At 66.1% G+C, this 12,362-nt stretch carries 14 protein-coding genes; 6 read left to right on the forward strand and 8 right to left on the reverse strand.

Translation table 11 applies throughout. The features are described 5' to 3' along the window. Positions 1–4: 4 nt before the first annotated feature. Positions 5–697 carry a transcriptional repressor LexA gene (lexA, locus tag ACIQTU_RS08720; protein ID WP_300202514.1) on the forward strand — a complete coding sequence of 231 codons (693 nt, stop codon included), beginning with the start codon at positions 5–7 and terminating at the stop codon, positions 695–697. Here the strand turns inward: lexA and ACIQTU_RS08725 are convergent. Beyond that, complete coding sequence (locus tag ACIQTU_RS08725) at positions 678–2,555, reverse strand: ComEC/Rec2 family competence protein (protein ID WP_400545356.1); 1,878 nt, start codon at positions 2,553–2,555, stop codon at positions 678–680. The two genes, lexA and ACIQTU_RS08725, sit on opposite strands and share 20 nt — an antisense overlap. 79 nt (positions 2,556–2,634) lie before the next feature. Between ACIQTU_RS08725 and gltX the strand changes: the two genes are divergently transcribed. Both gltX and gltA read left to right on the forward strand, forming a co-directional pair. After that, positions 2,635–4,050, forward strand: coding sequence for a glutamate--tRNA ligase (gene gltX / locus ACIQTU_RS08730; RefSeq protein ID WP_400545359.1), 1,416 nt, complete (start codon positions 2,635–2,637; stop codon positions 4,048–4,050). 65 nt (positions 4,051–4,115) lie between these two features. Further along, complete coding sequence (gene gltA, locus ACIQTU_RS08735; RefSeq protein WP_400545362.1) at positions 4,116–5,417, forward strand: citrate synthase; 1,302 nt, start codon at positions 4,116–4,118, stop codon at positions 5,415–5,417. A 172-nt stretch (positions 5,418–5,589) separates the two neighbouring features. On the opposite strand, the gene ACIQTU_RS08740 is transcribed toward gltA, so the two are convergent. Next, on the reverse strand, positions 5,590–5,937 hold the full coding sequence (locus tag ACIQTU_RS08740) for an acetamidase/formamidase family protein (protein WP_400545365.1): 348 nt from the start codon (positions 5,935–5,937) through the stop codon (positions 5,590–5,592). A gap of 945 nt (positions 5,938–6,882) precedes the next feature. Continuing rightward, a complete protein-coding gene (locus tag ACIQTU_RS08745; RefSeq protein WP_400545368.1) occupies positions 6,883–7,233 on the reverse strand; it encodes a RusA family crossover junction endodeoxyribonuclease in 351 nt (116 codons plus the stop codon). A 103-nt stretch (positions 7,234–7,336) separates the two neighbouring features. On the opposite strand from ACIQTU_RS08745, the gene fumC reads away from it, so the two are divergent. Further along, positions 7,337–8,728 carry a class II fumarate hydratase gene (gene fumC / locus ACIQTU_RS08750; protein ID WP_400545371.1) on the forward strand — a complete coding sequence of 464 codons (1,392 nt, stop codon included), beginning with the start codon at positions 7,337–7,339 and terminating at the stop codon, positions 8,726–8,728. 62 nt (positions 8,729–8,790) lie between these two features. On the opposite strand, the gene ACIQTU_RS08755 is transcribed toward fumC, so the two are convergent. Both ACIQTU_RS08755 and ACIQTU_RS08760 read right to left on the reverse strand, forming a co-directional pair. After that, positions 8,791–9,183 (reverse strand): YccF domain-containing protein, encoded by a 393-nt coding sequence (locus ACIQTU_RS08755; protein ID WP_400545374.1) that lies wholly within the window; start codon positions 9,181–9,183, stop codon positions 8,791–8,793. 98 nt (positions 9,184–9,281) lie between these two features. Beyond that, positions 9,282–9,515, reverse strand: a complete 234-nt coding sequence (locus ACIQTU_RS08760) for a DUF2171 domain-containing protein (protein WP_400545377.1) — start codon at positions 9,513–9,515, stop codon at positions 9,282–9,284. 97 nt (positions 9,516–9,612) lie between these two features. Here ACIQTU_RS08760 and ACIQTU_RS08765 point away from each other — a divergent pair, with 97 nt between their 5' ends. Next, complete coding sequence (locus ACIQTU_RS08765) at positions 9,613–10,206, forward strand: glutathione S-transferase family protein (RefSeq protein ID WP_400545380.1); 594 nt, start codon at positions 9,613–9,615, stop codon at positions 10,204–10,206. Next, the gene (locus ACIQTU_RS08770) at positions 10,206–10,394 is read left to right on the forward strand and encodes a DUF4169 family protein (protein WP_400545383.1); all 189 of its coding nucleotides are present in this window, start codon (positions 10,206–10,208) and stop codon (positions 10,392–10,394) included. The genes ACIQTU_RS08765 and ACIQTU_RS08770 overlap by 1 nt, the downstream gene beginning before the upstream one ends. Here ACIQTU_RS08770 and ACIQTU_RS08775 read toward each other — a convergent pair. From ACIQTU_RS08775 to ACIQTU_RS08785, 3 genes are read right to left on the reverse strand one after another with little or no spacing between them, the layout of a single operon-like run. Beyond that, positions 10,391–10,888, reverse strand: a complete 498-nt coding sequence (locus ACIQTU_RS08775; RefSeq protein WP_400545386.1) for an isoprenylcysteine carboxyl methyltransferase family protein — start codon at positions 10,886–10,888, stop codon at positions 10,391–10,393. The two genes, ACIQTU_RS08770 and ACIQTU_RS08775, sit on opposite strands and share 4 nt — an antisense overlap. After that, complete coding sequence (locus ACIQTU_RS08780) at positions 10,885–11,934, reverse strand: type III polyketide synthase (protein WP_400545389.1); 1,050 nt, start codon at positions 11,932–11,934, stop codon at positions 10,885–10,887. Before ACIQTU_RS08780 ends, ACIQTU_RS08775 begins: the two co-directional genes overlap by 4 nt. Beyond that, entirely contained in the window at positions 11,934–12,329 is a 396-nt protein-coding gene (locus ACIQTU_RS08785) for a cupredoxin domain-containing protein (protein ID WP_400545392.1), read from the reverse strand. Before ACIQTU_RS08785 ends, ACIQTU_RS08780 begins: the two co-directional genes overlap by 1 nt. Between the last annotated feature and the right edge of the window lie 33 nt (positions 12,330–12,362).

A 12,362-nucleotide genomic window follows, 5' to 3' on the forward strand; every position in this document is an offset into this window, starting at 1 on the left:
GCCCATGCTCACCAAGAAGCAGCACGAACTCCTGATGTTCATCCACGAACGGATTCAGGAAACGGGCGTCTCGCCCTCCTTCGATGAGATGAAGGAGGCGCTGGATCTGGCGTCCAAGTCGGGCATCCACCGGCTGATCACGGCGCTGGAGGAACGCGGCTTCATCCGCCGTCTGGCCCACCGCGCCCGCGCGCTGGAAGTGACCAAGCTGCCGGAACAGGCCACGGCAGGCGCGCCGCGCGGCCATGCCGGCTTCAAGCCCGGCGTGATCGAGGGCGGCGGTCGACCCAAAGCGGCTGAACCGGCTAACGACAGCCGCGAACTGGCCCTGATGGGCAAGATCGCGGCGGGCACCCCCATCGACGCCATCGAGCATGAAACCGCCCGCTATCCGGTGCCGGAAGCCATGCTGGGCGCGGGCGAACACTATCTGCTCGAGATCGAGGGCGACTCGATGATCGAGGCGGGCATCCTCAACGGCGACATGGTCATCATCAAATCGACCGCAGACGCCTCGTCCGGCGAGATCGTCGTGGCCTTGGTCGAAGGCGAGCAGGCGACGCTGAAGCGCCTGCGCAAGAAGGGCGCCTCCATCGCCCTGGAGCCCGCCAACCGCAACTACGAGACCAAGATCTACGGCTCGGATCAGGTTGCGGTTCAGGGCAAGCTGGTCGGCCTTATCCGCCGCTATCACTGAAGTCGGGATCGGCCTGACGCGTCCAGGGCCTCTGTCCCCTCACGTCAGCCGCCCACACCGCCTTCCAGCCCGCGCCGACGCGCCACAGCTCCACCGAGCCCCCGCGCGCATAGTCCACGCCGTCCAGCACCAGCCTTCCGGCGCATGAGGCTGGCAATGACGCCAACTCGGCGCGGCTGCTGACAACCGACGCCGACCGGCACATCAGGTCCAATTGCTCCGCCGACGGCGGCTTCTTGCCCCACCACAGGGCGATCGGTCCCGACCCGGCCGTTTCCGGCGCGCAGAAGGACCGCTTGCAGGTCCAGCCCGCCTCCGGCCTTGGTGTCAGTTTCAGTCCACGCCGCCTTGACCACAGGTCCGCCGCGAACTGTCGCACGCCGGGCCGCACCACGACCGCCGCCTCCGCCTGACGCCAGGCCGCATTGGTCCCCCCGTCGCCGATCCACAGATCGGGCGCCGCCGGGCGCGGCCAGATCAGCACCGCCGCCGCCAGCGGCAGGCCCAGCCAGCGCAGCCGCCCCCGCCAAAGGCAGATGAACAGGATACCCAGAAAGGCGACCGGCAGAGCCGCCGCCGGGGCGATGGCAATGGTCTGAACCGCCCCCGGCAGGCCTGCCGTCCAGTGGCCGATGGCCAACATCAGATCGACGCCCTTGCCCGCCAGCCACAGGAATGGCGCGCCCAGCCCCAACGGCTCCAGCACCGCCCCCAGAGCCAGCGCCGGCATCAGGATGAAGTCCGCGATCGGCGCTGTGCCGAGGTTGGCGATCAGGCCATAGACGGCGGTGCGGTTGAAATGCTGCATGGCGAAGGCCGCGACCGCCAGGGCGTGCATGGTCACAGCCTGCCGATCCAGCAGGATGGCGACAAAGGCGATGGAGGCCGTGATCGCCGCGCGCTCGGCCGGCGGCGGCGCGCCTGACACCATCAGATAGGTCCCGACCGCGATCAGCCCCGCGACCGCCGCCACCTTCTTCCCCGACACCCGCAGCGCCAGCCACGGCCAGGCCGCCATGCCCAGCCGAACCCCGAAGAAGACAAAGCCCCCGACGATGGCCATGTGCAGGCCCGAGATCGACAGGATATGCGCCAGTCCGGAATCGCGCATGGCGTCCAGATCCTCGCGCCCGATCCAGGTCTCGTGCCCCGTGGTCATGGCGGCGGCGATCCCGCCGGTCCGCTCGCCCAGCCGCGCCACGATCCGCTGCGCCAAGGCGTAGCGCGCCGCATTGATCTTCATCGCCAGCCGCACCCGCCACGGCGGCTCGGGCAGAACCGTCGGTCGTGTCTGGCCCAAGGCGAACAGCGTACCGCCCATCCCCTGAAAATAGGCGTTGCGGCCGAAGTCATAGGCCCCCGGGCTGGCTGGCGCGGGCGGCGGATTCAGGATGCCGTAGAGCCGCACGGGCACCCCCGGCGCCGGCGGCTCGCCCGGCACCGTGGCCCGCAGCCGCACCGGCGTCGCCTCGGGCGCCAGCCCTCTGATCCGCACCGGTGCCACGACGATTCGCGCGCCGCGCTCGCCGGGACTGTCGACATCGATGACCCAGGCCTCGAGCACAGTCGGTTCGGCCAAGGCTGGCGCAATCGGCCCGCTGACCGCCTCGGTCCGTAGCTTGGCCACCGCCGCCCCGCCGCACAGGCAGGCCAGCATGAGCAAGGCCAAGGTCCAACGGCGCGCCAACCCGAACCGCCGGCCCGCCAGCCAGGCCCCGCCGGTCAGCACCGCCGCTACCATCAGCGGCCACGCCGCCGGCTCGCTTCTCAGCGCGAAATAGGCCGCGCATCCGCCGCCGAAGAAGATCGGGGCCCACAACCGCCACCGATCCGTCTGGTCCGCGACCTCGGCGCGCATCCCGTCAAGAACCCTTAAGGCAAGGCTTCGCTTTGGCGCGCGCGGGCGTATAAGGGCCTCCGCAACGGACCCCTTGTTTATGACCTCCCCCTCCTCGACTGTCGTCACCCGCTTCGCCCCCTCGCCCACAGGCTACCTGCATATCGGCGGGGCGAGAACCGCGTTATTCAACTGGCTGTACGCCAAGAGCCGCGGCGGGAAGTTCCTGATCCGCGTCGAGGACACGGACCGCGAGCGTTCGACCGACGACGCCGTGAAGGCCATCTTCGACGGCCTGTCCTGGTTGGAGTTGTTCGGCGACGAGGAACCGGTCTTCCAGTTCGCCCGAGCCAACCGCCACCGCGAAGTCGCCGAGCAACTTCTGGCCTCGGGCCACGCCTATCGCGACTTCCTGACCGCCGAAGAAACCAACGCCCTGCGCGATCAGGCCAAGGCCGAGGGGCGCGACTTCGTCTCGCCCTGGCGCGATCGTGAACCCAGCGTCGACGACCTGGCCAAGCCCTCCACCATCCGATTCCGCCGGCCGCTGGATCAGGCCGTCGTGGTCGATGACGCGGTGCAAGGCAGCGTGCGCTGGGAATCCTCGTCGCTGGACGATCTGGTCATCGTCCGCTCGGACGGCGCCCCGACCTATAACCTGGCCGTGGTGGTGGACGACCACGACATGGGCGTGACCCATGTCATTCGCGGCGACGATCACCTGAACAACGCCGCCCGCCAGAGCCTCATCTATGACGCGCTTGGCTGGACCCGGCCGACCTTCGCCCACATCCCGCTGATCCACGGCCCCGACGGCGCCAAGCTGTCCAAGCGCCACGGCGCCCAGGCGGTGCACGAGTACGCCGAGATGGGCTATCTGCCCGAGGCCATGCGCAACTATCTGGCGCGTCTGGGCTGGGCCCACGGCGACCACGAGTTGTTCAGCGACGAACAGGCGATCGAGTGGTTCGACCTGCCGGGTATCGGCAAGGCGCCCGCCCGCCTCGACTTCGACAAGCTGACCCATGTCAACGCCCACTGGATCCGTCTGGCCGAGGATGACCGCTTGGCCAAGCTGACGCTGGACGCGCACCTGTCCAAGGGTCGCGCCCTGCAGCCCGACGATGAGGCTCGCCTGCTGCGCGCCATGCCCTTCGTCAAGGACCGCGCCAAGACCATCGTGGAACTGGCCGCTCAGACGGAGTTCGTGCTGAAGGCCCGCCCCCTCGCTCTGGACGAGAAAACCCGGGGGCTGCTGACCGGCGAAGGTGGTGAACGAATTTCACGACTCCGTGAACGACTCCGTCTTTTCCAGAGCTGGGACGTTTTCGCCCTCGAAGCCGAGCTTAAGGCCTTTGCCGAGGAAGAAGGCGTAGGCTTCGGAAAAATTGGGCCTTCCATGCGCGGCGCTCTGACCGGCGGGTCGGTGTCGCCGGACATTGCGAAAATTCTTGCCGCCCTCGGACGCGACGAAGGTCTGGGGCGCTTGGATGATGCGCTGCAACAGACTAAGTGATCACCCATAACCATGCAGGCTGGACGCCTCCCCGCGCCCGGCCGGAAGAAAAATAAGGGGCCTAGATGACTGAACAAGCGAAACCCGCCGGTACGGCGACCTTCACCTACGGCGACAAGAACGTCGAACTTCCCGTTCTCGCGGGTTCGACCGGACCGGACGTCATCGACATCCGCAAGCTGTACGGCGCGACCGGCGCCTTCACCTTTGACCCCGGCTTCACCTCGACGGCGGCTTGCGAAAGCGCCCTGACCTTCATCGACGGCGACGAAGGCGTTCTGCTGCACCGCGGCTATCCGATCGACCAACTGGCCTCGAAGTCCAACTTCCTCGAAGTCTGCCATCTGCTGCTGCACGGTGAACTGCCGACCGCCGCCCAGTATGAGAAGTTCGAGCAGAGCGTCACGCGGCACACCATGCTGCACGCCCAGTTCGACCGCTTCTTCGAAGGCTTCCGTCGCGACGCCCACCCCATGTCCATCATGGTGGGCACCGTCGGCGCCCTGTCGGCCTTCTATCACGACAGCCTGGACATCCATGATCCGGTGCAGCGCGACATCTCGGCCATCCGCCTGATCGCCAAGATGCCGACGATCGCCGCCCGCGCCTACAAGTACCACGTCGGCCAGCCCTTCATCTCGCCGCGCAACGACCTGTCGTACGCCGAAAACTTCCTGCGTATGTGCTTCGCCGTTCCGGCCGAGGACTATGTGGTCGACCCGGCCCTGGTTCGCGCCATGGACCGCATCTTCACCCTGCACGCCGACCACGAGCAGAACGCCTCGACCTCGACCGTCCGTCTGGCCGGTTCGTCGGGCGCCAACCCGTTCGCCTGTATCGCCGCCGGCATCGCCTGCCTGTGGGGCCCGTCGCACGGCGGCGCCAACGAAGAAGCGCTGAACATGCTCAAGGAAATTGGTACGCCGGACCGTATTCCTGAGTTCATTCAAGGCGTTAAAGACAAGCGCTACAAGCTGATGGGCTTCGGCCACCGCGTGTACAAGAACTACGATCCGCGCGCCAAGGTCATGCAGCAGTCGGCCTATGAAGTTCTGGCCGCCACGGGCCGCGAGAACGATCCGCTGTTCCAGGTCGCCAAGGAACTGGAGAAGGTCGCCCTGTCGGACGAGTACTTCACCTCGCGCAAGCTGTTCCCGAACGTCGATTTCTATTCGGGCATCACCCTGTCGGCGATGGGCTTCCCGACCACCATGTTCACCGTCCTGTTCGCCTTGGCCCGTACTGTCGGCTGGATCTCGCAGTGGCAGGAAATGATGTCGGACCCGACCCAGAAGATCGGTCGCCCGCGTCAACTCTACACCGGCCCGACGCAACGCGACTACGTGCCGATCGAACAGCGCGGCTGATCGACGGCCAAAGGCTGAAATGGACAAGGCCGGGGTTCACGCCCCGGCCTTTTTGTTTGCGCATGTTCATGAGAGCAGCGGGGGCTCAAGGCTTTTTGGGCAGGTCCCGCAGACGCGCCTTGTCGAGGCTTAGCGCCATCCCCGCATTGCGCCCGGCCAGGGTCGCGACCCGTTATTCCGCGGCTGTACCCAGGATGAGGGACGCCTCCGAAACGCTGAGGCCGTAGTCCTGCTCCAGCCACTGGACCATGGAGCCAGTCGCGGCGCGCACAGCCTCATCCAGCGAACTGGACTGGCCAATGACCGTGATGGCCTCGGGGGTTTCGACACGCGGGCCGGAAAGCGGTCGGGCCGGCAGAACCTCCACGCTGAACTCCACGTCCAGCGAGGTTTCGAGCGCCCATTGAGTCGTCTCGCCGTCCCCCTGAAGCGCGTGCCCGTCTCCCAGGAACAGCAAGGCACCCGGCTGATAGACCGGGAGGTACAGGGTCGCCCCCTGCCCGATCTGGTTGAAGTCCATATTGCCGCCAAGCGCCCCGTGTCGCCGGCTGAGAAAGGCGCGAAACCGAAGTCTGGCGCCACCCCGACGCCGCCCAGCATCGGCCGCGCCGGAACCACATAGTCCTTCAACCCGGCGGGCGGATTTTCCAGCCGAGCCGTCCCGGCGGTGCGGTCCAGTCGCCACCGCACCCGCTGGCCCAGCTCTGTGGACCGCGCGGCCAGCCTCAACGGCATCGCGCTGCTGGTGAAGCCGTCTAGGCTGTAGGCATAGTCCCGGTTCAGCGCCAGTTTCCTGATGTGGATAGCCAGGACGTCGCCGGGATTGGCCCCGGCGATGAAGAAGGGTCCCGTCTGGGGATTGCCGTAGAGGGCCACCGTGCGGCCATGCTCGTCCACTCCGCCGGAATCGATCGTGCGGGTGGCGATGACATCGCCGGGCCGGATCACCATGACCGGCGACCGCTCCGCCGTGAAGGCGTTGGAGAAGGTGTCGGGGTCATAGGTGCGGCTTTGCGGACCGGCGGTAAGCTCCAGCCGTTGCGCGGTGAAAGCGTGCCTGGCCCGCGCGTCGGGCGTGTTGGTGTCCGGGTAGTCGGCCCAGCCGGACAGCACCTTGCCCGCCTGCGAGGCCTCGAAGCGATGGTGATCGCCTTCAGCGCCGGTAGCGGTGAAGACAAGCCTGTCCCCCTCTCGCCGCCCCTCGACCGGCAGGTCGTTCAACCGACCCGATAGCGCGGCGCCTTCCCCGTCGAGCGTCAGGGTGCTGCGTTCAGCATTGCCCCACCGATCGACGGAGAGAACCCAGGTCTGTGACTCGGCCCGGGCGGGCGACGCGGACAGCAACAGCAGGACAGCGGCAAGGCTACGCATCGGCCATCTCCCTTGAAAGGATCTCGACGGGAGCGGCGGCGAGCGGCCCTACAAGTTAAGCTTCGGCAACCCTGCAGCCGACGCGGACCGAGGCCTACTTCCTCGGGAACACCCGGATCGTGATCCGTTCGCGTTCGCCTTCGTTTCGTTCGACCAGTAGACGCGCAACCTGGCTATCATCGTGGAACAGATAACCCTTGATGGCGTCCAGCAAGGCCTTGGCCAGGTTGTCGAGGTCCATCCACGGGGCGTCGCCGACGTGCTCCATCAGGATCTCGACCGTGTAGTCGCCCCAAGCCGGACGTGCGCTCCATTCCTTGCGGAAGAACTCATAGGCCAGCGGCTTGTAGTATTTGGCCTGGGTGGTCAGGCCGTCGATGGTGATTTCCACCGTGTCGCCGACCTCGCGTCCACGCACCTTTCCCGTGCCAATCCAGCCTTCCACCCGCGCCTTGCTCCCTTAGCTAATGGTCGGGCCGCCTTGCCCCGCCGTGTCTGCGTGCTACACCGCCCGGCATCTTCCCGCCACGTCTGAGAACGAGCCTGCGATGAGCAACGTCCGCATTGAAACCGACACCTTCGGCCCGATCGAGGTCGCGGCCGACCGATACTGGGGGGCGCAGGCGCAGCGCTCGCTCGGCAACTTCAAGATCGGCTGGGAAAAGATGCCGCTGCCGGTCGTGCGCGCCCTGGGCATCGTCAAGCGCGCCGCCGCCGAGACCAACCGCGATCTGGGCAAGCTGGACGCCAAACTGGCCGACGCCATCATCGCCGCCGCCAATGAAGTGATCGAAGGCAAGCTGAACGACCACTTCCCGCTGGTCGTCTGGCAGACGGGTTCTGGCACCCAGTCGAACATGAACGCCAACGAGGTGATCTCGAACCGCGCCATCGAGATGTTGGGCGGCGAAATGGGCTCCAAGAAGCCGGTCCACCCCAACGACCACGTCAACATGAGCCAGTCGTCGAACGACACCTATCCGACGGCCATGCACGTCGCCTGCGCCGAGCAGGTGGTCAACGACCTGCTGCCCGCGCTGAAGCACCTGCACGCCGCCCTGGACGCCAAGTCCAAGGCCTGGGCGCACATCATCAAGATCGGCCGCACCCACACCCAGGACGCCACGCCTTTGACGCTGGGTCAGGAGTTCGGCGGCTATGCGCAACAGGTCGCCAATGGCATCGAGCGCATCGAGCAGACCCTGCCCAAGCTGATGGAACTGGCCCAGGGCGGCACCGCCGTCGGCACGGGCCTGAACGCGCCCGTCGGCTTCGCTGAAAAGGTCGCTGAACAGATCGCCGGCATCACCGGCCTGGCTTTCACGACCGCCCCGAACAAGTTCGAGGCCCTGGCCGCCCACGACGCCATGGTCTTCAGCCACGGCGCGATCAACACGGTCGCCGCCTCGCTGTTCAAGATCGCCAACGACATCCGCTTCCTGGGCTCCGGCCCGCGTTCAGGTCTGGGCGAACTGGCCCTGCCGGAAAACGAGCCCGGTTCGTCGATCATGCCGGGCAAGGTCAACCCGACCCAGTGCGAAGCCCTGACCCAGGTCTGCGCCCAGGTGTTCGGCAACAACGCCGCCCTGTCGTTCGCCGGCTCGCAAGGCCACTTCGAGCTGAACGTCTACAACCCGGTCATGGCCTACAACTTCCTGCAGTCGGTCCGTCTGGTCGCCGACGCGGCCATCAGCTTCACCGACAACTGCGTCGTCGGCATCGAAGCGCGTGAGGACAATATCGAGCGCGGTCTGAACAACTCGCTGATGCTGGTCACCGCCCTGAACGGCAAGCTGGGCTACGACACGTGCGCCAAGATCGCCAAGACCGCCCACAAGAACGGCACCACCCTGCGTCAGGAAACCGTCGGCGGCGGCTACCTGACCGACGCCGAGTTCGACGAAGCCGTCCGCCCCGAGAAGATGATCTCGCCGGGCTGATCGCCTCGACAATCAGAATAGCGACGGTGGCGAGAGCGATCTCGCCGCCGTTTCTGTTTGGCCTATCGGTTGCGGATCGCCCGCCCCACCGGCGCCAGCGACAGCTTGGCCAGTTCGACATTCTTCAGCGCAAACGGGATGCCGATCAGGCTGACGAACTGCGGCACAGCGATCAGGATATGGGCCAGGGCGATGTACCATCCCGCCAGCACCAGCCAGATGACGTTCAGCCCGACGCCCAGGCAGCCGACGCCCAGATCGGCGGGATTCGGCTCGCGCCAGACGATCTCACGTCCGAACGGCCAGAAGGAATAGCTGGCGATCCGCCAGGCCGAGAAGGCCCACGGCAGGCCCACGACCGTCAGGGCCAGCAACAGCCCGCCGAACAGCCAGGCCAGGCCCGAGGCGAAGCCGCCCAGGAAGAACCACAGCAGGTTCAGGATCAGTCGGATCAAGGTCGTCTCTCCGTGCGCGAAGCTGCGCGACTTCCCTGATATGGCGAAAGGCCCCGCCTATGACAGCAGGGCCCGGGTGAATTCGCGGTAAGGCGGCGCTAGTGTTTTACGACCCAGCGCGCCTTGGCTTCATCCTTGGTCATGCTCAGGTGAACGTGTTCATCGACGTGATCGACCCAACTGACAGGGATCATGTGGTGCTTCAGGCCAGAACCGAGATCCATCTTGGCCAGCTCGATCTGGTCGCCCATCACATGGTCTACACGACCGACGTGCCCGCCGTCCGAGCCAACGACTTCGAGATGTTCCTTGATTGTCGAGGCGTCTATCATGGTCTTCTCCATTGTTGTTGGGGTTATGGAAGAACGGCCCGCATCGCGAACGGGTCCATCACAATGACCGCCCGAGAGTCGCCAAAGGGAGTTCACGATGTCGCTGACCATCCATCACGCCCCTCAATCCCGTTCTACCCGCCTGCTCTGGCTGCTGGAGGAATTGGGCGCGGACTATGAGATCCACTACGTCGAGATTGAGCGGCAGAATGGTCAGGGACACGCTGACCCAAGCAATCCACACCCGCTGAAACAGGCGCCGTCCATCAGCGTCGACGGGCAGTTGCTGATTGAGTCGGTGTTGATCTTTCTCTTCCTTACCGATCGCTATCCCGAGACCAAGATGGCGCCGGGGCCGAACGATCCGCGCCGCGCCGAGTACCTGTCGTGGCTGGGCCTCTACAACAATGTGCTGGAAAGCGTCCTGACCTCGGGGCCGCCCGATAGCTGGAACGACCTGAGGAAGGCTGGCTACGCCGCCCTGGACCAGCGCTGGCGCGTGGCGATCAAGGATGGCGGTTACATCCTGGGCGAGTTCTCGGCGCTCGACATCCTGTTCGGCAGTCTGCTGCAGTGGTTCCGCGGCGCCATGCCGCCGGGCGAGCCCTACGATTCCTACGCCCAGCGCATCGGCGGCCGTCCGGCCCTCAAGCGTGCATGGGCCAAGGATAGCCCCGAGGGACACGTCTGATGGGCGAAGTCGTCAATCTGAACAAGGCGCGCAAGGCCCGCGACAAGGCCGAGGCTAAACGCACCGCCGACGCCAATCGCCTGACCTTCGGTCGCACCAAGGTCGAGCGCCTGACCACGCAGAAGAAACGCGACCGCGACGCCGCCCATCTGGCCGGCCACAAACTGGATGAGCCCAAGGATGACTAGGTGCTTTGGCGACCCAAGAGGCCCTGGCTCTCTGAGCGAACCCGCACCCACATCATGGCGGCGTTGAGCGCCGCGAAAGCCAATGCGAACCCGGCCAGACCGAACGCCAGCGGCAGGATCAGAATTTCCGCGGCGACCACCACATAGTTCGGGTGGGACAGGAAGCGATAGGGACCGCAGCGGATCAGCGGCTCGCCCGGCAGGATGATGATCCGAGTCGTCCAACGATCGCCCAGGGTCGCGATCACCCAGACCCGTGCCGCCTGCAGGCAGACGAAGACTGCGAGCAGCCACAGGTTCAGGGGCCGATCCCACGCCAGCAGCCATAGGCCGATCAACCAGGCGGCGTGTAATGCGACAATAAACGGATAGTGCCCTGCTCCGATCTCCACCGCCCCGCGTGCGAAAAGCCGCCGGGTGTTGCGTCCGGCCAGTAGCAGCTCGCCAATCCGCTGCGCTGTGACGAGGCTCAGAACGACGACAGACAGGATCACGGCGCGCCCAGGGTCACGCTGCTGGCGGTAAAGCCCGGACCGAGAGCGATCAGGACGGATGTTGTCGGCAATCCTTCACGCCGCACGCGATCCAGCACATAGAGAACGGTCGGCGCCGACATATTGCCGTGCTCGGCCAGAACGGCCCGCTCATGATCGAGGTCGCCGACCTTCAACGCCAGCGCACCTTCCAGCGCATCGATCACCTTCACGCCGCCCGGATGGCAAACGAAACGATCGACATCACCAACCTCCAGCCCCTGAGCCGTCAACATGGCGTCCACGGCGGGGCGCAGATGGGTACGAGCGAAAGGCGGGATCGCGCGGTCAAAGATGACGCCGAACCCCGAGCCGCCGACCCGCCAGCCCATGATGTTCAGTGTGTCCGGCCAGGTGTGTTCCGCCGCCCCCTCGATCCGGGCGAAACCGCCTTCGCCCGCCCTCAGCACACAGGCCGCCGCGCCGTCGCCGAACAGGGCCGTGGCCACGATGTCTGCCTTGCTCAGATTGTCCATGCGAAACGACAGGGTGCAGAGCTCGACCACGACCAGCAGGACAACCTGGCCCGGGGTCGCCCGCGCCAGCTTGCCGGCCAGGCCCAGCCCCGTCGTTCCGCCCGCGCAGCCGAGACCGAAGACCGGAACCCGCGCCGCGTCAGGTCGAAATCCCAGTCGCTCCATGGCCCGCGCTTCAAGGCTGGGAGTGGCGATTCCGGTCGAGGATACGGTGACGATAGTATCGACCTCGGCCCCGGTCAGCCCGGCCTCGGCCAGCGCCTTGTCCGCCGCCTTGACGAACAGATCGACAGCGACCTGAAGATAGACCTCCGTCCGTTCGGGCCAGCCGCGCGGCTCGAAGAACCACGCGATCGGCATGGCGGACTGGCGGGTGTTAATGCCAGCTGTGCTGAAAACCGGGGCCATTCGGTCAAAGCCGGGGAAACGGTCCTGCAGCAGTGAGCGAGCGGCGACGGCGACCTCGTCCTGATGCAGGATGTTAGGCGGCGACGCCGTCGACAGCGCCAACAGAGCGACCGGCGGCGGCACTACTCCACGACCGCTGTTCCCTTCATGCCAAACGAAGTGTGCATGAAGTGAGTGCAGTGGAAGGGATAGGTTCCGGCTGTATTCGGTGTCAGGCGCAGCTCGACGCCGCCCTCTCCCACTTCGACCTTGCCGTTATGAACCAGTTGCGCGGTTGCGGGGTCCAGCGTCGAGGCGGCGAACAGCTCGGGCGCCGCGAAGCTGTGGGAACCGGCGGTTTCGACCAGTCGCAACACGACGGGCACCCCTCTTTGCAGGCGCAGCGTCGATGGAACGAACTCATAGTTCTTGAGCTGCAACTCGATGATCGTGGGGCTTGCCTGCGGAGGCGGCGCAAAGGCTGCGCCGAGGGTCATGACGGCGGCAGCGGCGGCGATGGTGAGGCCGGTGCGAAGCATGGCGTCGATCCTTCATCCGAAACCGGTACAACG

Origin of the sequence: Brevundimonas sp. NPDC090276, assembly GCF_044772165.1 — a bacterium.
Classification (GTDB): domain Bacteria; phylum Pseudomonadota; class Alphaproteobacteria; order Caulobacterales; family Caulobacteraceae; genus Brevundimonas.